We start from the raw sequence: 23375 nt of genomic DNA on the forward strand, positions 1-23375 counted from the left end.
TAACAAAATCACCCTCGCCGGAGGAAATCCGCGAAGGTGATTTTTGTCATTCTATTATTATGTTGGCAAAGAGAATATCTAATTTATCAAATCAGCCCTTAACAGCGCCGATCGTGATGCCCTTAACGAAGTACTTCTGGAAGAACGGATAAACAACGAGCACCGGCAGAACACCGACAACGGCGATTGCCATCTTGATGCCCGTGCTCGGCATGTTCGCCGTAATCTCAGCCGCAGCCGCAGCATCCATACCGCTCTTCAGCGCCTGCACGTCTCGTAGCATGTCATTCAAAAGAACCTGTATACTGTAAAGGCTCTTGTTCTGCTGGAGATAGTAAAGACCGTTTTTCCAATCGTTCCAGTAGGAAAGACCGATAAGCAGTGTCATCGTTGCAACCATCGGAATGCTCATCGGCAGAACGATCGTCAGCAGGATTCTGAACTCGCCCGCACCGTCAATGCGCGCTGCTTCAATAACAGCTTCCGGAATGTTCGTGGAGAAGTACGTGCGCATCATGATCACGTAGAACGCGTTGACCACGAGGGACGGAATGATGAGCGCCCAAATCGTATTGCTCACCTTGATGTAACGGGTGTACATGATGTACGTCGGCACAAGACCGCCGGAGAACAGCATTGTGAAGAACACGTAGAATGCAAGACCGTTGCGGCCCGGCAGGTCGCGGCGGGAAAGCGGGTAAGCCATGAGGATTGTCATGGAAAGACCGCACACCGTACCCACAACTGTGGAGAGGATTGTGATGCCGTACGCGGAGATAATCTTGTTGCTGCTCTTAAACATATACTGGTAAGCATTCAGACTGAGTGCCTTCGGGAACAGCGTGTAGCCGTTGCGGATCAATTCCTGCTCGTCCGTAATGGAGGACACGATGAGCAGAAGGAACGGGAAGATGCAGCACAGGGAAAGGATGATCATCACAATGTGTGCGCCGACCTGAAACCCTTTGTTTTTTTCGACCATGGTGTTTCTCTCTCCCTTCCTTAGAACAGTGCGTTCTCTTCGCCGCCGATTTTCTTAACGGCAAGGTTCGCGCACAGGACCAGTATAAAGCCGACAACGCTCTGGTAAACGCCTGCTGCGGAAGATCTGCCGTAATCGTTCAGCGTGATAAGTGCGCGGTAAACGTACGTATCAATCGTGCTCGTAATGTCGAGCAGCGGGCCGGAATCCATCGGCACCTGATAGAACAGACCGAAATCGGAATAGAAAATCTTGCCGATAGACATCAGTGTCAGCGTGATGATGGTGGGCAGAAGGCTCGGCAGCGTAACGTGAAGGATCTGCTGCCAGCGGTTTGCGCCGTCGATGACCGCCGCCTCATAGTAGCCGTGGTCAATGCCGACGAGCGTTGCATAATAGAGAATGCAGTCGTAGCCGAACACTTTCCAGATATGTACGATGACCAAAATGAACGGCCAGTACTTCGGCTCTGTATACCAGGAAATCGGATTAATGCCAAGTGCCTTAAAGATCGTGTTGTTGATAAAGCCGGATTCAGAACTCAGCATTGCGAACACCAGATAGCTGACCACAACGATGGAGATCAGGTACGGCATCAGGATGATGGTCTGGTACACCTGCTTGAAGAGCTTGCTCGTAATCTCGTTTAAGAGAATCGCGATTGTAATGGCAATCACGGTGCCCAGCACGATAAAGCACAGGTTATAAAGCAGTGTGTTGCGCGTAATGTTGAAAGCGTCCTTCGTTTTAAAAAGGTAGGTGAAGTTGCTGAAACCCACCCAGTCACTTGCAAGGATGCCCTTACGCCAGTTGACCTTCTTGAAGGCGATGATCAGACCGCTCATCGGGATATACTTATCCATGAGCAGATACAGGGCGCCCGGAAGGAACATCAGATACAGCGGGATGCAGCGGTAAAAGCGCAGCCACTTATTCGGTTTTGCCGAGCGCACTTTCATTTCTTTTTCCAGTGCGGCAGATTTATTCGGCATAATTAGAAACCCCTTTCAATCTGTTTTCGTCCTGCTCCGTTGAAATTTTCCAAAAGAACATGGGCATGTACAGAAGGGTCATCTCTCTGTACACGCCCATGCCCTTTTCCCTTTCGGGAAAAAGACACGGATTTTCACAAGGAAGCTGAAACGAATCTCGCTCCAGCTTCTTTAAGTCTAATTGTGAAGTAAATTACTTCTGCTCAGCCAGCCAAGCGTCGAGCTGTGCCTGCTTCTCTTCGATGATCGCATCGATGCCGGCATCCTTCAGCTCAGAGTTGAACTGCGGGAGAGTCGTCTCCGGGTCAAGAGCGCCGCAAACGAGTGCCTTGTGGTACTTGTTAACAACGTTCGTGCAAGCGGTGATCTCGTTCGCAACCTGCGTTGCGTCGAAGGAGAAGCCGAATGCTGCGGACTTCTGAGACTCTTCGTTGAAGGTCTTCGTTGCATCCCAGTAATCAGCCGGGAGATCGGTGCCCCAGATGTCGCCGATGAACTGGTTCGGCATCAGCCAAGTACCGGACTTTCTGTAAGTGGTGGTCGTTGCATCAACGCCGTCCGGATAGTTGATTCTGTCCTGACCGTTCGTAACAGCGCCTTCTTCGATTACTTCGTAGTGAACGCCCTCAATACCGTACATGTAGAGGTTGCTCAGCTCCGGGTTGCTGTAAAGCTCGTTCAGAGTCTTCATAGCAGCTTCCGGATGCTCGCAGCTGCCTGCGATGGACCACAGAGCCATGGTAACACGGTCGGTGGAAGCCAGTGCCGGAATCAGCTCAACCGTGCCGATCGGGTTCTGGAGGTTCGCGTTGTTCTCCTCTGCATAGTACGGCTTCAGGTTAACGAAGCTGCCGAATGCAGTGCCTGCGTCCTGCAGAGTGGTTGCAGTCTCGGTGGTGTTCACAGCGTCAGCCTGAATGAGGCCTTCCTGCATCCAGTTGTACATCGTGGTAACGAGGTTCTTGTACTGCTCGGTCTCGTAGAGGTTCACAACGGTGGTGTCCGTAGCCATGTCGGAGAGAACACCGAGGTTAACCATCTCGTCGCCCAGAGAGTCCCAACCCCAGTTACGGATGTTTTCGCCGGCGGAAACAGCTACCGGCCAGCAGTTCTCTTCGTTTTCCTTAATGGTAACGAGAACATCGTGGAGGTCTTCGAGGGTCTTAACGGAATCCATGTCGAGGTTGTACTTCTCAGCAAGGTCCAGTCTGTACTCAAAGCCCTGAGAAGCTGCAAGGTCACGGCCCTGCGTGAGGCCGAACAGCTCGCCGCCTACGCGACCGCAGTTGATGTTGTCCCAACCGAGCTGCTCAATGATGCCCTGGCCGTACTTCTCGATGAGATCATCCATCGGATAGAGCTGACCGGAATCAGCGCAAGCCGTGTAGTTGACCATGTAAACCGGGAGAAGGTCAACGCCTTCGCCGGAGGAAAGCATCAGGGAGATCTGGTCAGCATAGCTGCTGTACGGGAGGAAGGAAAGCTTAACGTTCACGTTGAACTTCTCTTCGAGGATCTTGTCCATTGCTTCCTCAACCTGTGCGATACCGGATTCTTCTTTACCGGAGGACATCGTCACGATATTGAGAGTTACGAGTTCGGATTCTTTCAGATCTTCTGCTTCGGAAGAGGCATCGCTGCTATCAGCTGCAGCGCTGTCAGAAGCGGAAGATTCGGAAGATGTGCTGGAGTCTGCGGTGGAGCTGGAAGAACCGCCGTTGCCGCAAGCTGCCAGGGAGAGGGTCAGCGCTGCTGCCATGAGCATTGCTACAAGTCTCTTTGCCATTTTCTTACTTCCTTTCATACTTTTCGACCCGCGATAAATTTATTTTTAGCCTTCGCGGTCAAATTACACATATATAGTAACAGAAAATCCGCATCTTTTCTGCAAATTTCGTGACATCTCCTATTCAAAATGTGACATGTTTGTGAAGACTTTGCAGGATGTTCTTTATAATCCTGCATATCGATATTCTATATCGATAAAAAAAGAGGAAAACCCATATGGGTGTCCCTCTCTCAAATGCAAGATGTATTTTCTGTCTTTCACCCGTTTACACGGATTTTACATTTTGTGACAGTTTTACAACAGTTTACCGAAAGAAAACGCGCTTTACAGCTTAGACCGCCGCTTTGCCGCACGGTATTCCACCGGCGACATGCCCGTGTATTTCTTAAAAACCTGCGAAAAATACGAGAAATTCGAGTACCCCACCTTCGTCGCAATCAGGCTCACCGGAATATTCGTGTCACTCAGCAAAGACTGTGCCGCGCGCATCTTCTCCGTCACAATATAATCATTTAAAGAGGCGCCCGTTTCCTTTTTAAATAAGCGGGAAAGGTACTCCGGGTTCAAATAGATTGCGTCCGCAATCTCCGCGCGGCTTAAATCCTTGTCGATGTTTCGCCGGATATACGTCATCGCGCGTTGTATCGGCGTCTGCTCCGTCTTGTCCGGCTCCTTCTCCGCACTGTCATCCTCGCCGCGGTACTTCGCATAAGCATTGTACCGCCTTTGGTTTTCCGCTTCGCGCACTTTTCCGGCCGCGCGCTCCACCGCCGCCTCAATCTCCGCATACGGCGCAGGCTGCAAAATGTAGTCAAAGCTGCCCAGCTTCACAGCCTCCTGCGCATATTCAAATTCCGCGTGCGCAGAAAGGAAAATGCACACCACGCCGGAAAACCGCTCCTGCGCCCAACGCAGCAAGGCAAAGCCGTTCGTCGGCGGCATTTCAATGTCACACAGCAGCACATCTATGCGCTCGCGTTCAAAAACGCTTTGCGCTTCCTTCACGCTGTACGCCGTAAACACCTGCTCCACGGGTATTTCTTTCCAGTTTACACCGGTCACCATGCTCTCCACAACTTCCGGCTGGTCATCTACGATCAATACGTTCATCCGTTGAAAGCCTCCTCTCCGTCCGGCTCGCCCTCCGCCATATGCAGCATTGCGCAGTCTATCGGAATCAAAATTTCAGATACACTGCCCATGCGTTCGCCTATATCCCGATTAAAGAACGCATATAAAGCGCGGTCGCCGTAAATCAGCTGCAAGCGTTTTTTCACATTGTTGATGCCCACGTGGTTCTGCGCGTACAGCGGGCTGTCCGGCTCGTTGATCTCCGCAATCACGTCCTCGGGGAAGCCGCCGCCGTTGTCCGTCACCGTCAGGTCGGCAAACGTGTCCGCGCCGCTGCGCAGCACCGCTGCCTTCACCTCGATTTCCAAAACATAATCCGGCGAGTACACATGCTTCACGCAGTTTTCCACAAAGCTCTGCAAAGAAAGCGGCGGAATCGGCAGCTCCTTCAAATGCGAATCAATATCAAACCGGCACACCGGCGGGTACTGCGAAGATCCCCGCTGCATCTCGATGTAATTTTCAATGTGGTCTAATTCGCGCGAAAGCGGCACAAGCTCCATGCTGTCCGTAAAAATGTACCGAATGTGCTTCGAAATCTCCAAAATCATCTTCTGTATGCGGTCATATTTGCCCGCTTCCGCCAACGCATATAAGCTTTTGAGGCAATTTAAAAAGAAATGCGGGCGAATCTGCAGCTGCATGTAGCGCAGCTCCGCTTTCTGCGTCTCAATCTCGTGCTCATAAGATTCGATCTTGAGGTCTTTAATCTGCGTCATCATTGTGTTGAACGTCTCGTTCACCTCATTGAATTCACGTATGTTCGTCTTGCCCTCAGCCTTCGCCCCCAAATCGCCGGCACGGATATGCTCCATAACACTGCGCAGCCCCTCCACCGGCTTCGAGATGGAGTTCGTCAGCCGCCACTGAATGACCGGAATCAGCACCAGCGCCAGCAAAGAGAGTACAAGCAGCGCCGCCTGCAAGCCATCGAGCGAGCCGAAATACCCGCTTTCGTTTACGGCAAGGATCGCCCTGCAATCCGTACCCGCCAAATCGCGGCCCACGATCATATATCGCTGCTTCCCGCCCGAAATAAAGTAGCTCTCATAGTCGCCGTTCAAATCGATCCCGTTATCCTCCACAAAATCGACAGAGGTCAGCGGCTCATTATTTTTATCGGAAAACAACATCACCGCGTCGGTGTCAATCTGCGTGTAGCGCACGTCCGCCAGCGCCGCCAACGGCACCATCGCCACAAGGTACGTGCCGCGCCCGCCGTAAAAGCGGAATAAATATGCCTTGCCGCCGATTTCCGCGTGCCGCCACTGCATATTGTACGAATACGTGTTGTTCTCCGCCGCGTCACGCACAAAAGCGCGCAGCCGCTCCTTCTGCGCATAAAGAATAGAATCGTCAAAAATATCGCGCTCGGCATCGCTCGGCACGCTGTAAATGAAAAACGCGCCCACATCACCGTATGCCGGCAGCGCCGTTTTCAACTGCGTAATGAGCGTATAGCTTGCAAGATACGCCTTTAAGGGGTTTTTCTCACCGCCCGAAAGCGTGCGGTAATCGTCGCTCACCGTCAGCCCGGTGAGAAAATCGTTCACAGAATCGAGCTGCTCCTCCATGCGCCCTACCCGGTAATCCATCGTGCGCATGTTGGAATCCGCAATTTTCCTGTTAAATACCTGCGTGGAATACAGGTTGCTGAACAAAAGCAGCGCGATCAGCGGCAGCGTGACGCTCAATACAGCCGTCATCAGTTTTCGCCTGAACGAGACTTCTTTCTTCACACTTTTCATGCCGCGCGATCCTTTCATCTATTATAGTATAGAACGATGATACAATATCATAGCAGATTTTAAAGCATTTCGCAAGTTAAAATCCGAAGGAACCGTGTGATTGAAATAAACGTCCTTTCGTGGTATACTGAAGCTATATCAACGGAAAAGACGGGAAACGTGCCTGTTTCCCGCAGAAAGGTCGTTCAGATGACGGAACATAACGCCACTTCTCTCAGCGCAAGCCTTGTGAACCGTAAGGTCTACACCGTGTGCTATACCGGGCTCGATACGCTGTCTTCGTTTCACGATGCCCTTTATGAAGCGCGCCGCAGCTATTTCGGCTCCGGCAAAACCGTACATATCCGCGCCCGCGGCATTTTCGATGGACTTTCCGGCGAGGTGCACGGCAAGCTCTCCCGCCGCACTATAAAATGGAAAAAACGCGCAGGCAAAAATACGCTCGAAGCCGCATTCACAAACGGCGGTCAGCGCGGCATCGCGTTTTATAACGCCTACGGCGCATTGCGCGCCCGCGTGTACTACGACGCCGAAATGCAGTGGATGCGCACGGAGTATTTCTCTCCCGATGACGACCGCCGCGCGCGCATTACCTTTAAGCCGGACGACCACCGCGACGCCGTCATCCGCTTCGATTATAACGATTCTACCGGCAAAACGAAAGAAACCGTGCTGTTCCCCGTGCCGTATGCGTTCCAAACCGCCGAGCAGAGTCTGCAAAACGCCCAGTTCGGCGACCGCCTTCTGCTCGTCGCCGATGAGCGCGGCGAATACGCCTACTGCCCGCGTGAAGAGCAGCAGCGCCGCATCAAATTTCTGAAGCAGAATAAAAACGCCTCCGTCATGCTCTCTATGGGTTGGGAGGTCAAAGACGGCGATGTGCCCGAAACGACCGAGCCGGAGTCTGAACTGCCCGTTTTCGAAAACCTCACGGAGCCCGCACTCGTCGATTTTCTGAGCGACCCCGCCGAAAAAGCCGCAGAATCTACCGAAGAGGAACCCGTTCTCGAAGAAGCTGCCTCCGAAGCACCCGAAGCCGAGCCGCAGCCCGAAACAGAACCCGAGCCGAAAGAAGTCGAAGAAGCCCTCATTGAGGACACTCCCGCAGAAGAACCCGAAGAAGTCCCGGAAGAACCTGCTCCCGTAGAAATGCCAAAAACAGACTCCGCCCCCGACATCACGCCGGAAGAGCTTCGGCAGGCACGTGCTCTGCTTGATAAGCTCCTGCCTGCAAAGGAAGCTGAAAAAGAGGACGACCCAGAAAACGGCATCACGCTCATCAGAGGCGGCACGCCGCTCCGTTACACAGGCGACCTTTCCGAAGACGGCAAACGCGAGGGATTCGGCCGCACCGTGAACAACAACGGCATCACGCTCTATGAAGGCGAGTACAAAAACGACCTGCGCGAGGGGTTCGGCGTGCACCACTACCGCAGCGGCGCCGTCTCCTACATCGGCGACTTCAAAGACGATCAGCGCGAAGGCTTCGGCGTTTCGTTCCGCGAAAGCGACCACGCGCTGCACATTTCCCACTGGCAAAACGGTAAGCCGCAAGGCATGGCAACGATTTTCAATAAAAACGGCGATTTAATTTACAACGGCCAAATCATCGACGGCCAAAAGCAGGGCGCAGGTGTCTCCGTCGACCCCGAAACACACTGCGTGTTCGTCGAAAAATATGAAAACAACGAAAAAGCGGGTCAAGCTACCCTGTTCGATGCAGACGGCAACTTGATTTATTCCGGTGGCTGGCAGAACGGTAAACGGCAGGGTCACGGCACGGCGTTCGACAAAAACGGCAATGTCGTCTACACCGGCGAGTGGAAAGATGACCGCTATGAAAACGGCATTTTGTACCGCCACGTGCAGAACGAGGACAAAGCGTAATGGACCGCGTTGAACTGCACGACGTGGAATACGGCGACTGCACCGTCCTCGTTGGGCAAAATCGGCAGATTTTAATGGTGGATTGCGGCTCCGTCAGCCGCTACGCCCGCCGCGGTGAAGAGGAGATTGACCGCCGTTTTAACGAAATTTTCAGCCGCTATGCGCCCGCCTCCCAGCGCCAGTTTCTGCTCACGCACTACCACCGCGACCACATGAGCGGCTTTTTAAAGCAAGTCAAAAAGGATCCCGGCTACTTTGACCGCGTATACCTCCCCGCCCTCCCGTGCGATAAGCGCGGCGTAAATCCCGTTTTGGAGTTCGCCGTGTTCGCGCATTTTTTCGCCGTGCCGCAAAGTGACTTTGCGCAGGTGAACACCACCTGCCTGCGTATTTTCGACGCGCTCAATGATTCTGTCGGCGCAGACCGCATTTTCACGCTCGGCGGCGGTGACATCTTCACATTTGACGGCGCGTTTTACGAGGTGCTCTCCCCCGCGCGTAACGAGCCCTTCCCGTTCGATGCCATCCTGACGGAAGCCGTCGAAAACCTCAACATCTGCCTCTCTTCCCCGTTTCACACCGGGCGCGAAACGGAGTTTTTGGAGACGAAGGATGCGTTCGTTAGGCTCTACATGCAGTGTCAAACGGCCTTCGCGCCGTCCGACCGCGCCACGCCCGGCAGACGGCGCATCCTGCTTGATTCTCTCCGCGACCTCTTAGGCCGCATGGAGGATATGCGCAGCAACCTCGCCCATTCCCCCGCCGCGCCGGATATTCAGGACATTTTAAATCAATCCGTCGTGCGCAACGTCTACACCGAAACGCAGAACGACCTCTCCCTCGTCTTTCACAACCGCCGAAGCCGCGGCCCGTCGAACCTCGATATTCTAATGACCGGCGACGTGTCCGATGAAGTGCTGCGCCGCATCTCCGGGAAGCTGTTTGACGGCTACTATATCGTCAAAGCGCCGCACCACGGCACAGAAAGCCACTTTTCAAACGTCATCGGCGACCTCGCCGTTGCGCACCTGCTCATCTCCAACGGTGATTACCACGCGGGCGGCGAAATTTCTCAGCGCTACATCGATATGGAGTGCATCAAGCACTGCACAAATGCCGGGGCATGCCGCTGGCGCGACATCGCGGGCGGGTGCTGCAACCGGCTGCAACGGTGCTACGAGCAGCCCGCTTCCGGCTCCCTGACGCTCAAATGCGCCGCAGCCGCCGGCGAGCGCCGCACGCCATGCAATATCTATGTATTCGGCCACAGCGGCGTTTTGGGCTGCCACTGCGACCGCGGGTAGTTACTTCAACATGTTCTCTACGCCGTCAATGAGCTGTCCCACCGTGTGCACGGCTTTGGCGGTACTGCGGCGCATCTCTTTTGTGCGCGCCTTGGCGGATTTCTTCCCGCCGTTCATCATCGCGGACGAAACGGCAGCCACGGCAGCGCCTGCGGCAATGCCGAGACCCACGCCCTTCACAACGTTCATGCTCTGCTTATACATGGCATCCAACCTCCAGATCCAGATTGCGGCTTTTAAAACATACAAAACAGCCGTCACGTTTAGTTTCCCCCTTTTTACAAAAACATACATCATTCTTCCCGAAAGGACTTTGACAGCAATGATTTTGAATATCGTTATGGTCGAGCCGGAGATCCCCCAAAACGCCGGCAACGTCGCGCGCACCTGCGCCGCCACGGGCGCAAGGCTGCACCTTGTGGGCCCCATGGGCTTTAAGATCGACGACAAAAAGCTAAAGCGCGCCGGTCTCGATTACTGGCATTTGCTCGACATCACCTATTATGACTCGCTCGACGAATTTTTTGCAAAAAACAGCGGCGAATTTTTCTTTTTCTCCACAAAATCCGTCCATAAGCACACGGATATACACTATCCCGATAATTGCTACCTCTTCTTCGGCAAAGAGACCGCCGGCCTGCCGGAAGACCTGCTTTTCAAAAACAAAGACCGCTGCGTGCGCATCCCCATGATTTCGGAAGCGCGCAGCTTAAACCTCTCCAACAGCATCGCCATCGGCGTTTACGAAGTCCTGCGCCAGTGGGATTTTCCCGCGCTTTCCGAAGCCGGTCGCCTGCGCGGCTACGACTGGGACGCGGCAGACGCGAACGGTGCGAAATAAAAACCCGTACAAAATCGCAAAAATGAAAAATTTGCGCTAAAAAGTGTGCAATTTGCGCGTTATCTCTTGAAATCATCTTCTGTTTGGTATAAAATAAATTCTGTAGGCGGTGTTGTCCGCCAACCAAACGTATAACCGTAACTCAATATATTTCTTAAAGGAGTGTACGAAAATGAACTACCTCAACAAGAAAACCGTAGAAGACATCGACGTTGCCGGTAAGCACGTTCTTGTCCGCTGCGATTTCAACGTCCCGATGAAGGACGGTGTCATCACGGACACAAAGCGCATCGTCGGTGCGCTGCCCACCGTTAAGTATCTCGTAGACCACAACGCAAAGGTCATCCTCTGCTCCCACATGGGTCGCCCGCACAACATCTTCAACGACGTTGTAAAGCTCGACAAGAAGGAGAAGAAGAAGATCGACGCTATGCCGGAGGCAGAGCAGGCCGAAGCGACCGCTAAGGCACTCGAGGCTGCTAAGGGCGACGTGAAGAAGTTCTCCTTGGCGCCTGTCGCAGCAGAGCTTTCCAAGCTCCTCGGCAAGGAAGTCATCATGGCAAAAGACGTTGTCGGCCCGGACGCTAAGGCCAAGGCTGCAGCTCTGAAGGACGGCGAAGTCCTCATGCTCGAGAACGTTCGTTTCCATGCAGAAGAGACCAAGAACGACCCGGATTTCGCTAAGGCACTCGCTTCCATGGCTGAGATCTATGTCAACGATGCATTCGGCACCGCACACCGTGCACATGCTTCCACAGCAGGCGTCGCAGATTACCTCCCGGCTGTCTGCGGCTACCTCATCCAGAAGGAGATTTCCATCATGGGCGGCGCGCTCGAGAACCCGAAGCGTCCGTTCGTTGCGATCCTCGGCGGCGCTAAGGTCTCCGATAAGATCGGCGTCATCAACAACCTGATTGAAAAGGTCGACACACTCATCATCGGCGGCGGCATGGCTTACACCTTCTTCAAGGCTCTCGGTCATGAGATTGGCACCTCTATCTGCGAGGACGACAAGGTTGAGCTCGCTAAGGAAATGATGGACAAGGCAAAGGCTAAGGGCATCAACTTCCTTATCCCGGTCGATAACGTTGTTGCAACCGAGTACAGTGCAGACTCCGAGTGGAAGATCGTCGATTCCGACGACATTCCGGAAGGCTGGATGGGTCTCGATATCGGCCCGAAGAGCCGCGAGCTGTTCGCAAACGCCGTGAAGAACGCTGGTACCGTTGTTTGGAACGGCCCGATGGGTGTTTCCGAGTGGGAAAACTTTGCAAACGGCACCATCGCGGTTGCAAAGGCAGTTGCAGACAGCAACGCAATCTCCATTATCGGCGGCGGCGACTCCGCTGCGGCTGTTGAGAAGCTCGGCTTCGCGGATAAGATGACGCACATCTCCACGGGCGGCGGCGCTTCTCTCGAATTCCTCGAGGGTCTTGAGCTCCCCGGCATTGCTTGCCTCAACGAGAAATAATTAAAAGCATGAACGGGAGCGGAGCTTGCCTCTGCTCCCGTATTGTTGTCTCAATAAAAACGGTTTTTAACCGACGGAAAGGAATAGAAAATCATGAACAAGGCTGTTAGAAAGGCTGTTATCGCCGGAAACTGGAAAATGAACAAAACCCCTGCGGAGGCAAAGGAACTCATCACCGCCATTGCTCCGCTCGTTAAGGACGCAGGCTGCGACGTTGTCGCTTGCGTGCCGTATGTAGACATCGCAACCGCTATTGAGGCGGCTAAGGGCACCAACATCAAGATCGGCGCAGAGAACTGCCACTGGGCAGTCAGCGGCGCTTTCACCGGCGAGATTTCCGCAGAAATGCTGAAGGCTTGCGGCGTTGAGTACGTCATCACCGGCCACAGCGAGAGAAGAACCTACTTCGGCGATACCGACGTTACGGTTCAGAAGAGAACAAGAGCTGCGCTTGACGCAGGCCTTACCGTCATCGTTTGCGTAGGCGAGTACCTCGAGCAGCGCGAGCAGGGCATCACCGATGAGCTCGTTGCCATGCAGACAAAGATCGCACTCGGCGGCGTAACCGAAGAAGAGCTGGGGCGCATCATCATCGCTTACGAGCCGGTTTGGGCTATCGGTACCGGTAAGACCGCTACGGCAGAGCAGGCAAACGAGGTTTGCGCTGTCATCCGTGCGACCGTCAAGTCCCTCTACGGCGAAAAGGCTGCAGAAGGCATCACCGTTCAGTACGGCGGCTCCATGAACGCAGGCAACGCAGCTGAGCTTCTTGCACAGCCGGACGTTGACGGCGGCCTCATCGGCGGCGCTTCCCTGAAGCCGAACGACTTCGCAGCCATCGTAGACGCAGCCACCAAGGGCTGATTTTTCCACCGAAAGATTTTTTCCAGTTGAAAGGAAAGGCATCTCCACTATGAAAAGACCTGTTGTACTCATGATTCTGGACGGTTTCGGAATTGCTAAAACGGAGGGCAACGCGATTGCCGCCGCTAAGAAACCGAACCTCGATAAGCTGTTCTCTGAAAACCCGATTACAAAGATCGGCGCTTCCGGCATGGACGTCGGTCTGCCGGACGGCCAGATGGGCAACAGCGAAGTCGGCCACACCAACATCGGCGCAGGCCGCATCGTTTATCAGGAGCTTACCCGCATCACGAAGGCGGTACAGGACGGTTCTTTCTTTGAGAACGAAGCGCTCGTACACGCCATGAATAACGCAAAAGAAAACGGCACCGCGCTGCACCTCATCGGCCTGCTTTCCAACGGCGGCGTGCACAGCCACAACCAGCACCTCTACGGTCTGCTGGAAATGGCAAAAAAGATGGGCGTTGAAAACGTCTATGTTCACGCCCTGCTCGATGGCCGCGATGTTCCGCCTTCCTCCGGCAAGGACTTCGTCAAGGAGCTCATGGAGAAGATGAAGGAAATCGGCGTCGGCAAGGTTGCAACGGTCATGGGCCGCTACTATGCGATGGACCGCGACAACCGTTGGGAGCGCGTAGAAAAGGCTTACAACGCCATGGTTTGCCGCGAAGGCGAAGAGTTCGCGTGCCCGGTTTGCGCTGTATCGAAATCCTATGAAAACGAAGTCACGGACGAGTTCGTCGTGCCGTGCGTCATCAAGGGCGGCGCTCCGGTCGCATCCGGCGATTCCGTCGTGTTCTTCAACTTCCGCCCGGACCGCGCAAGAGAGATCACCCGCACATTCGTAGACCCGGATTTCACCGGCTTCACCCGCAAGAATGGCTTCTTCCCGCTCACCTACGTCTGCATGACGCAGTATGACGCCACGATGCCGAACGTTGAGATCGCATTCAAGCCGCAGAGCCTTAAAAACACCCTCGGCGAGTACGTCTCCGATAAGGGCCTCAAGCAGCTCCGCATTGCCGAAACCGAGAAGTATGCGCATGTCACATTCTTCTTCAACGGCGGCGTCGAGAAGCAGTATCCGGGTGAGGATCGCATCCTTGTCAAATCCCCGAAGGTCGCAACGTATGACCTCCAGCCGGAAATGAGCGCTTACGAAGTCACGGATAAGATGGTTGAGGCTGTCAAGTCCGGCAAGTACGATATGATCATTCTGAACTTTGCAAACTGCGACATGGTCGGCCACACCGGCGTGTTCGAGGCTGCAAAGGCTGCCGTTGAGGCTGTCGATACCTGCGTCGGCAAGGTCGCAGCAGCCATCGACGAGATGGGCGGCGTGCTGCTCATCACCGCCGACCACGGCAATGCAGACAAGATGGTCGATGATGACGGTGAACCGTTTACCGCACACACCACAAACCCGGTTCCGTTCTGCGTTGTCGGTTATCCGTGCAAGCTGCGTGAGGGCGGCGTTCTCGCGGACATCGCACCCACCATGCTGAAGATCATGGATCTGCCGCAGCCGGAAGAAATGACTGGCAAGAGCATCATTCTCTAATTCGATCTTGCTCTAAAATCAAAGCATTATAAACAGTCTCCCTTTGTGTTTCGGCGCAGAGGGAGATTTTTTATTCTATTTTTTTTCTAACAACTTTTAAATATATATTGACAAACCCTCCTATACATGATATCATGCAAGTGTAATATACTACCAAAAATTATACTCTGAGGTGATATATTTTATCAAAAACTTCAAACCCAATTCATAACACAAATTCATTTGCACCGCCGTATCCGTCAGCGTAGCCACAAATCCTAACATCATCATAGGAGGTCGTTTTATGAAAAAGCTCGCATTGGTTTTGTCCCTTGTTTTGATGCTCACGTTTGTCGGCTGTTCGTCTAAGACAACCGTGAAAGAAACAGATGCTTTCCGATTCGATTCCAAGACCGGCTATGCGTATTCCACTGCGCCGTTCGGCATCGACACGACGGAGCTTGAATCCGCGATCGGCTCTAAGCTGACAATGGTCAGCGAAAGTCCCGCGACAGCGCCTTTCGCATATACGAATTATTTATCGGAGGGCATCGTGCAGTCCGCAGACTGCTCCGGCAAATTTGATGCGCAGTTTGACGAAAACGGCAAGCTGTTTTCGGTGACGTTCCACGAACAGCTTGCGCGCGGTACGGCAGAAGAGCATTTTGAAGCCGCAAGCAAACGCTTCACCGAAACCTTCGGCGCACCTGCCGTTCAAGACGACAACGGTACCGGCACTCAATATCTCGAGTGGCAGGATAAAAGCAGTGGCACGGCGCTGGGGCTTACATATTCCGATCTCGGCACGACCGATCCGACCTTGATGATCTCCGTATTTGAGAAGTCCCGCTACGTCGAAGCCGGAACAGGCGAGTGGAAATAAACTTAAATATATTAGAAGTTAATCTATAAACAAAATCTCCCTTGGCTTTTTGCCATGGGAGATTTTTGCCATTTTGCGGATAAATTTATATTTTTAATAGAAGATATTGAAAAATCAACAAAGATGCTCTTTGTCGCTTAACTGTGCTTCTTTGCTGCTTTAGCAGTATTTTTTACCGAATAAAGTTCATTCCGATGCGCTGTTCCGTTTCCGGCAGGCCGAATTTTTCCTTACCGAGCGCAATGCTCTTCATCAAAAAAGTCATATTTCTTGCCAAGGTGCGCATGGTTTGCAGACCCTCCAAATCCTCTTTCGCCTCGCCTGGTGCGAGGCCGTGAATGCTGTTCCAATACTGACTGGACGCGACGGGCATGCCGGAGATCGTAAAGAATTTGTTGAGTTCGTCGAACGTGGCGGAAAGGCCGCCGCGGCGGGCAGCCACAACGGCGGCGCCGACTTTCATCGTTTTATCGAATGGAGTGCTGTAAAACAGGCGCGTCAAAAGCGCGACAAGTGTTGCGTTTGCGGAGGCATAATACACCGGACTGCCGACGACAAGACCGTCCGCTTCCGCAAATTTCGGCGCAACTTCGTTGACAAGATCGTTAAAAACGCAGTGCCCCAGCTTAGAACATTGCCCACATGCCACACATCCTCGGATGTCTTTATTGCCGACATGAATAACTTCCGTTTCAATGCCTTCTTTGTTGAAAATATCCACCATTTCATGCAGAGCAACGGCAGTATTGCCGTTCGCCTTCGGGCTTCCGTTTAAGAGTAAGACTTTCATTTTCCATTTTCCTTTCTTTGTGTTTTGTTGTTTTCTGTATACGCACGCAGATTACTCTGCGTTTGATCCGTTAAATTTTTGAAAGGCTTATGCGCGTGGCGGGCGCTTTCTTTTTCGTTCCAATCGGCGATGACCTCGCGCATACGCTTGTTCGCTTCATCGACCTCCACCTTGAATTCGGAGGCCGTAACACGACGCGCGCCGTGACCGAGTACGATCATCTGCTCTGCGCCGTCGGATGTGGCGACGCGCACACGGTGCTTTTTGCTGATCTCAAACGTGGCGCGCTCAATGTAGGTATCTGCCGTTTCCGCCTGCTTTGTGAACACAACGGAAATGTTGTGGTAGCGGATAACGTCCTCCACGTCACGCGGGACACGATAGGCGTCGAAAACGAGGATACACGTGCTGCGGCTGAAGCTCTGATAATTGCAGATTTTATCCATTAAAATCTGTCGAGCAGTGTCGATGTCCTTTTCGGCGACCTTATTCAAATCGTCCCACGCAAAGAGAATATTGTAGCCGTCGATGAGGAGATACTCAGGCTCGAAGACCTTTTCCGGCACCTTCCATTCCCCCTTTCCGCTGCTTTCGGCGGCGCGGACGGCGTTTTGCGGCTGCATATCGCGGCGTCGGATAGGGCCGTAGGTGCGCTCAAAAATGGCGCGCAGCTCATCGTCGAACACAGGCGGCAGCTGTGCGGCGGCGCGCACGGGAGCTTCGGTTTCGGCAGATTTTGTTCCCGGCTTTTCGGGCTTCCATCCACTTTCGAGGTGCATGTGGGAAGCCGCCTCGCGCCACGGCACAACGAAGCCGGAGCCGTGCGAACAGAAGACGGAATCGCCGGTGTTCTCCAAATCACGCTCGGCATCGTAGCCAATATGCTCGATGACCTCTTCGGCATTATGGCACGGCAAGTAACCCTTCGGCATACAAATAAGGCTGCCAAGCCCGCGCGTGTACGATGCGACCTCCAAGGTGTAACCCTGCATTTCGGAGACGGGCGCAAAGCCCGTGATGACGGCGTTTTCACCCTCGGTCTGCGGCGGCTCGAACTCCGCGCAAAGGCGCTGCATGTCCGAAATGGCGCGGCCGACCTGCGACTGCGGAATCTCTAATCGGAAATCGTACCACGGCTCTAAAAGCACGCTTTTCGCCTGTAATAAGCCGTGGCGCACGGCGCGATAGGTGGCCTGACGAAAATCGCCGCCCTCGGTGTGCTTTAAATGCGCACGGCCGATGAGAAGCGTGATTTTCATATCCGTGATGGGCGAGCCGGTCAGCACGCCGGGGTAGCTGCGCTCCTCAAGGTGCGTTAAAATGAGATTCTGCCAGTTGCGGTCAAGCACATCCATGCTGCACACGGTGCCGAAACGCATACCGCTGCCGCGCTCGCCGGGCGCTAAGAGCAGGTGCACCTCGGCGTAATGGCGCAGGGGCTCAAAATGCCCCATGCCTTCGACGGGTTCTTCGATCGTCTCGCGGTAGACAATGCTGCCGGTGCCGAACGTGACCTCCATTTTAAAGCGCTCTTTTAAGACGCGCTGCAAAACTTCAAGCTGCACCGCGCCCATAATCTGCACGTGAATTTCGTGTAATTGCTCGTTCCACACGACATGAAGCTGGGGGTCTTCTTCCTCCAAAACGCGCAAACAGCGCACGGCGGTGTGCGGCTCCATACCGTCCGGCAAGAAGACCTGATACGTCAAAAAGCTTTCAAGCACGGGCGCGGGGGTGTCTTCCTCCGCACCGAGGCCCTGCCCGGGATACGTGTGCGTGAGGCCCGTTACGGTGCACACGCCGCCCGCGGTGACTTCCTCCGCAAGGCGGAATTTCCCACCGGAATAGATGCGGAGCTGGTCGGCTTTTTCTGCCCATACGTTTTCGCCCGCGCCGCCTTTAAGCACCATTTTAACGGGCAACACGCCGCCTGTGATCTTCAAATACGTAAGCCGTGCGCCCTGATTATCGTGTGCGATTTTGAAGACCTTCGCGCCGAAAGCCTTAGGGTATTCGGGCATTTCGGTGTACATTTCAAGACCGTTTAAAAGTTCTTTTACGCCGTCTAACTTCAAAGCCGAGCCGAACCAGCACGGAAAAAGCTTGCGATTTTTGATGAGGCGTTTAATCTCGGGACATTCGACTTCGCCCGTTTCGAGGTAATGGGCGAGCGTGTCTTCGTCACAAACGGCGATGTTTTCATCGCGTTCCGCTTCGGGAGATGTGAAATCGACGCAACCGGTGCTGAGCTTTTGCAGCTCGGCTAAGACTCTATCGTGGTCTGCGCCGTCGAGATCCATTTTGTTGATGAAGAGGAACGTGGGGACGTTATAGCGCTCCAAAAGCCGCCACAGCGTACGCGTGTGGCTCTGCACACCGTCTGTGCCGCTGATGACGAGCACAGCGTAATCGAGCACCTGAAGCGTGCGCTCCATTTCGCTGGAAAAATCGACGTGACCGGGGGTATCGAGCAGCGTAAACTCGGTATGTTCGAGCGGTAAAACGGCCTGCTTTGAGAAAATGGTGATGCCGCGCTCGCGCTCCTGCACGTCGGTATCGAGAAACGCGTCCTGATGATCGACGCGCCCGAGACGGCGGAGCTGCCCGCCTTCATACAGCATCGCTTCCGAAAGTGTGGTCTTGCCGGCATCGACATGTGCCAAAAGCCCAAGGCATATTTGGTTTTTCGTTGTGTTTCGCTTCTGCTCGCTCATGAAAAGTGTCTCCATGTACCGCCGTTAAAATTAAACTTCGATTTAACAAACAGTATACCACTTTTTGAAGATACTGTCAATATTCCGCGCGGAAGAGGACCGAAATTAGGCGGCGCAAACCAAGATTTGCTATTGAAAAAAAGCGCGTTTTTTGCTATACTAAAAACAGATTTTTCGCGGGCAGATACCGAACGCCCGCTTTTTTACTGTATTCAGGGACTTATTTTTGGACGCATGAGACGTATGAATTAAGGAAGGGGAATGACCATGAAGAAAATCGGTTTTGACAGTCAGAAGTATATCGAGCTGCAGTCTGCACGCATTCGCGAGCGCATCGACCAGTTCGGCGGCAAGCTGTATCTGGAATTCGGCGGCAAGCTGTTTGACGATTTCCACGCTTCACGCGTGCTGCCGGGCTTTGAACCGGACAACAAGATCAAGATGCTTTTGGCGCTGAAAGACCAGGCGGAGATTGTCATTGCGATCAACGCGAACGACATCGAGAAAAACAAGCGCCGCAGCGACCTTGGCATTACGTATGACACGGACGTCATCCGTTTGATTGATATTTTCCGCGGCTTCGGCTTATATGTGGGCAGCATCACGCTGACGCAGTACGCAGATCAGCCCTCAGCGGCGATTTTTGAGCAGCGCATGAAGACACTGGGGCTGAAGGTTTACCGCCAGTACCGCATTCCGGGGTACCCCTCCGACGTGAAGCTCATCGTAAGCGACGAGGGCTACGGCCGCAACGATTACATTGAGACGACGCGCTCCCTTGTTGTGGTGACGGCGCCGGGTCCGGGCAGCGGCAAAATGGCAACCTGCCTTTCGCAGCTTTACCATGAGCACAAGCGCGGCATTAAGGCGGGCTACGCGAAGTTTGAGACCTTCCCCATTTGGAACCTTCCCTTAAAGCACCCGGTGAACCTTGCCTATGAGGCGGCGACGGCTGACCTGAATGATATGAACATGATCGACCCGTTCCACCTTGAGGCGTACGGTGAGACAACTGTAAACTACAACCGCGACATTGAAATCTACCCCGTGCTGCGCGCGATGTTTGAGCAGATTTACGGCGAGTGCCCGTATGCGAGCCCGACGGACATGGGCGTGAACATGGCGGGTCTGTCCATCATCGACGATGAAGTGTGCCGCGAAGCCTCGAAGCAGGAGATTATTCGCCGCTACTTTAAGACGGCGTGCCTTGTGCGCCAAGGTCTTGCTTCCGAAGCGGAATTGCAGAAAATCGAGAACCTGATGCGCCAGCTGAAGTTGGAGCCGGAGAACCGCCCGGTCGTGCTCGCAGCATTGAAGCGCGCGGAAGCGACAGGACAGCCCGCGGCAGCTTTAGAGCTGCCGGACGGCACGATTGTGACGGGGCGCACATCGGAATTGCTGGGTGCTTCCTCTGCGTTGACACTGAACGCTTTGAAGATGCTTGCAGGCATTCCGCACGAGGTGAAGCTCATCTCGCCGACGGTCATTGCGCCTATTCAGACGCTGAAAACCGACTATATGCAGAGCCGAAACCCGCGCTTGCACACCGATGAGATGTTGGTGGCGCTCGCCATCAGCGCGGCGACCGACGAAAACGCGATGCGCGCCATGCAGAAGCTGGACGAGCTGAGCGGCTGTGATTTGCACTCCAGCGTAATCCTCGGCACGGTAGACGACAGCGTATTCAAACGCCTTGGCATTAACGTGACGTGCGAAGCAACGTATGAGGACAATAACCTCTACCACAAATAATCTTTCTTGTAATATAAAACCGCTCGAAGCCGTAAAGCCCGAGCGGTTTTTGTTATAGGAATTTTCGGATTTAAATTGTAAAATAGCGGCCGGTAATAATCTTTTGCACAAGATTCGAAATTTTGCGGCTATCCGTAAAATCATCCTTGCGAATAGCGTAAACCACCATACTGATGATCGCGCCGGCAAGAAATGAAATGGCGTAATCACGGTCTTCGTGGTCATAAGCGTGGAAAATATTGTCCAAATGCAGAAGATACGCTTCCGATTTTTCGCGAGCCAATGTATCCAGACGATTGTCGACCAGAAGACTGAGGAGCTTTTTCTGCTCCACAAAACACTCCATAATAGAATCACATAGACTGCGAAGGGTGTAAGCGCGTTTTTCCGCAATGAACCGTTTGCGGTATTCTTCAAAAAGCTGGTCGAGCCGACGCCCAATGACCTCTTCTTTATTTTCAAACAGCGAGTAAAACGTCTGGCGTGAAACGCCGGCGTGGGCACAAACGGCTTTTATCGTGATTTTTTGAAACGGCTCTTCCTCCATAAGTGCTAAAAGTGCCTCTGTGATGAGGTTCTGCGATTGCAGCGCCGTTGGATTTTTTCCCTGATACATAGACATTCCCTCCTGTTTCGTCAATATTTTCACTTAACTTGGACAAATGTCAAATTGACAAGTGTCAATGGTTCATATTATAATGACTTTATAAGAGGTTGTCAAGACGAGAATCTCGGCAAAATTGTGAATTTTTTTGTGGCGCGAAATTTTTGGGGAGTGTGTGAAAAACATGGAAGTGCGCGACGCTTTATATATTATTTTCGGGTATCTGCTGGGCAGTATTTTGTTTGCGCGGCTCGGTGGTCTAATCTTTAAAAAGACAGACATTACAGCGGAAAGCCCGGACAAGAACCCGGGCACAATGAATGCGTTTACATACGGCGGGTTCCGGTGCGGCGTGTTTACGTTGTGCGGCGACCTGTTAAAGGGCTTTTTGCCGGTTTTTTTGTACCGCAGCGGAGAACTGCCCGAAAACCCGCTGATGCTCTCTTTTGTGATGGCGGCGCCGGTTTTGGGCCATATTCTGCCGTTTTATGACATTAAGCACGGCGGCAAAGGCATTGCGGCAACGTTTGGGTGCTTTTTGGGGCTGCTGCCGCACTGGATCCCTCTGTGCGTTTTGGCGGGCATCTTCATTTTCTTTTCGTGCGTTGTTAAAATCAAACCGAACTATTACCGCACAGTGGCGACGTATATTCTGGCGGCCATTTGCACGGTTTGGCTGGAACCGAACCGCTATATCGTCTTCGGCTTTTTGCTGATTGCGGCTTCGGTGCTCGCGAAGCTCTTTATGAGTGCCGAGGAAAAAGAACACTTTGAGGTGAAACTTGCATGGAAGCACTGATTCTGTCCTGCAGCACGGGCGGCGGGCACAACACGGCGGCACAAGCGATTTTTGAGGCGCTGACGGAACGCGGGCACCACGCCGTGCGCATGGATCCGTACACGCTGGTGAGCGAGGAGCTTGCAAATAAAGTCGGGCAGACCTATATAAAGTTGGTACAGAAAAGCCCGAAGCTGTTTGGCGCGGTCTATGACCTCGGTAACGCGTACCGTAAGCTGCCGGGGCGCTCGCCGGTGTACCACATCAACGGCAAAATGGCGCCGTACATGCAGAAATACCTTGCGAAACACCTAACGGACGTGATCGTCTGCACGCATTTGTACCCGGCGGAGATTTTGACGCACATGCGGCTAAACGGCATGGAAACGCCGCCGTTTGTGTTTATTGCGACGGACTACACTTGCGTTCCGTTTACGGAGGAATCGGACTGCGACTTGTACGTGACGCCCTCCCCGCTTTTGAGCAGCGATTTCACCGGGCGAGGCATTCCTGCGGAAAAATTGCGGCCGCTGGGCATCCCGGTGCGGCTGGATTTTTCCGATGATACCATCACGAAAGACAGAGCGCGGGAAGCGCTTAACTTGCCGAAAGACAGGCGCACGTTGCTGCTTTCCGGCGGGAGCATGGGCGCGGGGGCAATTATTAATGCCGTGCGGGCACTGCTGCCGTATTTGAAGCAAAATGCAAACTGCGACCTCAACATTTTGTGCGGCAGCAATGAGGCGCTGTTTGACAGCGTGGAAACTGAATTTGCAGAAAATGGGCAAATCACGCCGATGCACAGCACGAACAAAATGGCACTGTATTTAAAGGCAAGCAACGTATTTATCTCGAAGCCGGGCGGACTTTCATCTACGGAGAGCGCCGCGGCGGGCGTGCCGCTTGTGCACATTTCGCCGATACCCGGGTGCGAAAGCCGCAACGCGGAGTTTTTTGCCAAGGAGGGTATCGCCGTAAAGGTGGAAAACACAGAAACAGAGCTTTTGTCGGCGGTGGAAAGGCTTTCGGAGCCGGGAAATGCAGAAGAAATGCGCAAACGGCAGAGAGCAGTTATCAATCAAAATGCAGCCATAGATATTTGCGAGCTGTTGGAAACGGTAGCACAGTGATGACGCAAAATGTGGGTTAAAAGTTTTTGATCGACCTTTTTTCAAAAAAGGTCGCGGATTCTTAGGGCTGAGCCCTAAGCCGAACTCCGCAGAGTTCGGAATACTTTTGCCTAACTCAAAACTAGGAAGGTAGATTTGAACGTCCGGGGGACGTTCAAATTGTAGGGAACCCAGT

The 23375-nt window shown here is 53.3% G+C and carries 19 protein-coding genes; 10 read left to right on the forward strand and 9 right to left on the reverse strand.

The window, feature by feature from the left end; genetic code table 11:
• Nucleotides 1-91: 91 nt before the first annotated feature.
• From R2K26_RS08065 to R2K26_RS08085, 5 genes are all read right to left on the reverse strand, one after another.
• On the reverse strand, nucleotides 92-982 hold the full coding sequence (locus R2K26_RS08065) for a carbohydrate ABC transporter permease (RefSeq protein WP_316519521.1): 891 nt from the start codon (nucleotides 980-982) through the stop codon (nucleotides 92-94).
• Nucleotides 983-1002: 20 nt separating this feature from the next.
• Complete coding sequence (locus R2K26_RS08070) at nucleotides 1003-1974, reverse strand: ABC transporter permease subunit (RefSeq protein ID WP_176820843.1); 972 nt, start codon at nucleotides 1972-1974, stop codon at nucleotides 1003-1005.
• Between the two features lie 193 nt (nucleotides 1975-2167).
• Nucleotides 2168-3760 carry an ABC transporter substrate-binding protein gene (locus R2K26_RS08075; RefSeq protein WP_316519522.1) on the reverse strand — a complete coding sequence of 531 codons (1593 nt, stop codon included), beginning with the start codon at nucleotides 3758-3760 and terminating at the stop codon, nucleotides 2168-2170.
• Nucleotides 3761-4087: 327 nt separating this feature from the next.
• Nucleotides 4088-4873 carry a response regulator gene (locus tag R2K26_RS08080; RefSeq protein ID WP_316519523.1) on the reverse strand — a complete coding sequence of 262 codons (786 nt, stop codon included), beginning with the start codon at nucleotides 4871-4873 and terminating at the stop codon, nucleotides 4088-4090.
• On the reverse strand, nucleotides 4870-6642 hold the full coding sequence (locus R2K26_RS08085) for a histidine kinase (RefSeq protein ID WP_316519524.1): 1773 nt from the start codon (nucleotides 6640-6642) through the stop codon (nucleotides 4870-4872). The genes R2K26_RS08080 and R2K26_RS08085 overlap by 4 nt, the downstream gene beginning before the upstream one ends.
• 189 nt (nucleotides 6643-6831) lie before the next feature.
• Between R2K26_RS08085 and R2K26_RS08090 the strand changes: the two genes are divergently transcribed.
• Together R2K26_RS08090 and R2K26_RS08095 are read left to right on the forward strand one after the other, a co-directional pair.
• On the forward strand, nucleotides 6832-8529 hold the full coding sequence (locus R2K26_RS08090; protein ID WP_316519525.1) for a hypothetical protein: 1698 nt from the start codon (nucleotides 6832-6834) through the stop codon (nucleotides 8527-8529).
• A complete protein-coding gene (locus tag R2K26_RS08095) occupies nucleotides 8529-9833 on the forward strand; it encodes a hypothetical protein (protein WP_316519526.1) in 1305 nt (434 codons plus the stop codon). The genes R2K26_RS08090 and R2K26_RS08095 overlap by 1 nt, the downstream gene beginning before the upstream one ends.
• Here the strand turns inward: R2K26_RS08095 and R2K26_RS08100 are convergent, their stop codons facing one another.
• On the reverse strand, nucleotides 9834-10094 hold the full coding sequence (locus R2K26_RS08100) for a hypothetical protein (protein WP_308448647.1): 261 nt from the start codon (nucleotides 10092-10094) through the stop codon (nucleotides 9834-9836).
• Nucleotides 10095-10155: 61 nt separating this feature from the next.
• Here R2K26_RS08100 and R2K26_RS08105 point away from each other — a divergent pair, with 61 nt between their 5' ends.
• The 5 genes from R2K26_RS08105 (at nucleotide 10156) to R2K26_RS08125 (ending at nucleotide 15432) form a co-directional block, all read left to right on the forward strand.
• Nucleotides 10156-10674, forward strand: coding sequence for a tRNA (cytidine(34)-2'-O)-methyltransferase (locus R2K26_RS08105; protein ID WP_308448646.1), 519 nt, complete (start codon nucleotides 10156-10158; stop codon nucleotides 10672-10674).
• 172 nt (nucleotides 10675-10846) lie between these two features.
• Nucleotides 10847-12145 carry a phosphoglycerate kinase gene (locus R2K26_RS08110; RefSeq protein ID WP_316519527.1) on the forward strand — a complete coding sequence of 433 codons (1299 nt, stop codon included), beginning with the start codon at nucleotides 10847-10849 and terminating at the stop codon, nucleotides 12143-12145.
• A gap of 93 nt (nucleotides 12146-12238) precedes the next feature.
• Nucleotides 12239-13009, forward strand: coding sequence for a triose-phosphate isomerase (gene tpiA / locus R2K26_RS08115; RefSeq protein WP_316519528.1), 771 nt, complete (start codon nucleotides 12239-12241; stop codon nucleotides 13007-13009).
• Nucleotides 13010-13058: 49 nt separating this feature from the next.
• Nucleotides 13059-14570, forward strand: coding sequence for a 2,3-bisphosphoglycerate-independent phosphoglycerate mutase (gene gpmI, locus R2K26_RS08120; RefSeq protein ID WP_316519529.1), 1512 nt, complete (start codon nucleotides 13059-13061; stop codon nucleotides 14568-14570).
• Between the two features lie 283 nt (nucleotides 14571-14853).
• Nucleotides 14854-15432: a hypothetical protein gene (locus R2K26_RS08125; protein ID WP_316519530.1), complete on the forward strand. Its 579-nt coding sequence runs from the start codon at nucleotides 14854-14856 to the stop codon at nucleotides 15430-15432.
• A 172-nt stretch (nucleotides 15433-15604) separates the two neighbouring features.
• Here R2K26_RS08125 and R2K26_RS08130 read toward each other — a convergent pair whose 3' ends face one another.
• Together R2K26_RS08130 and R2K26_RS08135 are read right to left on the reverse strand one after the other, a co-directional pair.
• Complete coding sequence (locus R2K26_RS08130) at nucleotides 15605-16222, reverse strand: flavodoxin family protein (RefSeq protein ID WP_316519531.1); 618 nt, start codon at nucleotides 16220-16222, stop codon at nucleotides 15605-15607.
• Nucleotides 16219-18951, reverse strand: a complete 2733-nt coding sequence (locus tag R2K26_RS08135; RefSeq protein WP_316519532.1) for a translation factor GTPase family protein — start codon at nucleotides 18949-18951, stop codon at nucleotides 16219-16221. Before R2K26_RS08135 ends, R2K26_RS08130 begins: the two co-directional genes overlap by 4 nt.
• Before the next feature lie 252 nt (nucleotides 18952-19203).
• Between R2K26_RS08135 and R2K26_RS08140 the strand changes: the two genes are divergently transcribed.
• Entirely contained in the window at nucleotides 19204-20688 is a 1485-nt protein-coding gene (locus R2K26_RS08140) for a DUF1846 domain-containing protein (RefSeq protein WP_176820857.1), read from the forward strand.
• Between the two features lie 70 nt (nucleotides 20689-20758).
• On the opposite strand, the gene R2K26_RS08145 is transcribed toward R2K26_RS08140, so the two are convergent.
• On the reverse strand, nucleotides 20759-21310 hold the full coding sequence (locus R2K26_RS08145) for a TetR/AcrR family transcriptional regulator (protein ID WP_316519533.1): 552 nt from the start codon (nucleotides 21308-21310) through the stop codon (nucleotides 20759-20761).
• Between the two features lie 166 nt (nucleotides 21311-21476).
• Between R2K26_RS08145 and R2K26_RS08150 the strand changes: the two genes are divergently transcribed.
• Both R2K26_RS08150 and R2K26_RS08155 read left to right on the forward strand, forming a co-directional pair.
• On the forward strand, nucleotides 21477-22091 hold the full coding sequence (locus R2K26_RS08150) for a glycerol-3-phosphate acyltransferase (protein ID WP_316519638.1): 615 nt from the start codon (nucleotides 21477-21479) through the stop codon (nucleotides 22089-22091).
• The gene (locus R2K26_RS08155; RefSeq protein WP_316519534.1) at nucleotides 22079-23200 is read left to right on the forward strand and encodes an MGDG synthase family glycosyltransferase; all 1122 of its coding nucleotides are present in this window, start codon (nucleotides 22079-22081) and stop codon (nucleotides 23198-23200) included. The genes R2K26_RS08150 and R2K26_RS08155 overlap by 13 nt, the downstream gene beginning before the upstream one ends.
• Nucleotides 23201-23375: the final 175 nt, after the last annotated feature.

The sequence above is a fragment of the Neglectibacter sp. CSJ-5 genome (genome assembly GCF_032490475.1).
Classification (GTDB): domain Bacteria; phylum Bacillota; class Clostridia; order Oscillospirales; family Acutalibacteraceae; genus Hominenteromicrobium; species Hominenteromicrobium mulieris.

Excerpts from the sequence above, each read along its gene's own strand:
- R2K26_RS08090 (WP_316519525.1), top strand. The coding sequence starts at position 6,832 with ATGACGGAACATAACGCCACTTCTCTCAGCGCAAGCCTTGTGAACCGT.
- R2K26_RS08145 (WP_316519533.1), bottom strand. The coding sequence starts at position 21,310 with ATGTCTATGTATCAGGGAAAAAATCCAACGGCGCTGCAATCGCAGAAC.
- R2K26_RS08095 (WP_316519526.1), top strand. The coding sequence starts at position 8,529 with ATGGACCGCGTTGAACTGCACGACGTGGAATACGGCGACTGCACCGTC.
- R2K26_RS08085 (WP_316519524.1), bottom strand. The coding sequence starts at position 6,642 with ATGAAAAGTGTGAAGAAAGAAGTCTCGTTCAGGCGAAAACTGATGACG.
- R2K26_RS08080 (WP_316519523.1), bottom strand. The coding sequence starts at position 4,873 with ATGAACGTATTGATCGTAGATGACCAGCCGGAAGTTGTGGAGAGCATG.
- R2K26_RS08155 (WP_316519534.1), top strand. The coding sequence starts at position 22,079 with ATGGAAGCACTGATTCTGTCCTGCAGCACGGGCGGCGGGCACAACACG.
- R2K26_RS08105 (WP_308448646.1), top strand. The coding sequence starts at position 10,156 with ATGATTTTGAATATCGTTATGGTCGAGCCGGAGATCCCCCAAAACGCC.
- R2K26_RS08140 (WP_176820857.1), top strand. The coding sequence starts at position 19,204 with ATGAAGAAAATCGGTTTTGACAGTCAGAAGTATATCGAGCTGCAGTCT.
- R2K26_RS08130 (WP_316519531.1), bottom strand. The coding sequence starts at position 16,222 with ATGAAAGTCTTACTCTTAAACGGAAGCCCGAAGGCGAACGGCAATACT.
- R2K26_RS08075 (WP_316519522.1), bottom strand. The coding sequence starts at position 3,760 with ATGGCAAAGAGACTTGTAGCAATGCTCATGGCAGCAGCGCTGACCCTC.
- R2K26_RS08150 (WP_316519638.1), top strand. The coding sequence starts at position 21,477 with ATGGAAGTGCGCGACGCTTTATATATTATTTTCGGGTATCTGCTGGGC.
- tpiA (WP_316519528.1), top strand. The coding sequence starts at position 12,239 with ATGAACAAGGCTGTTAGAAAGGCTGTTATCGCCGGAAACTGGAAAATG.
- gpmI (WP_316519529.1), top strand. The coding sequence starts at position 13,059 with ATGAAAAGACCTGTTGTACTCATGATTCTGGACGGTTTCGGAATTGCT.
- R2K26_RS08065 (WP_316519521.1), bottom strand. The coding sequence starts at position 982 with ATGGTCGAAAAAAACAAAGGGTTTCAGGTCGGCGCACACATTGTGATG.
- R2K26_RS08110 (WP_316519527.1), top strand. The coding sequence starts at position 10,847 with ATGAACTACCTCAACAAGAAAACCGTAGAAGACATCGACGTTGCCGGT.
- R2K26_RS08070 (WP_176820843.1), bottom strand. The coding sequence starts at position 1,974 with ATGCCGAATAAATCTGCCGCACTGGAAAAAGAAATGAAAGTGCGCTCG.
- R2K26_RS08135 (WP_316519532.1), bottom strand. The coding sequence starts at position 18,951 with ATGGAGACACTTTTCATGAGCGAGCAGAAGCGAAACACAACGAAAAAC.
- R2K26_RS08125 (WP_316519530.1), top strand. The coding sequence starts at position 14,854 with ATGAAAAAGCTCGCATTGGTTTTGTCCCTTGTTTTGATGCTCACGTTT.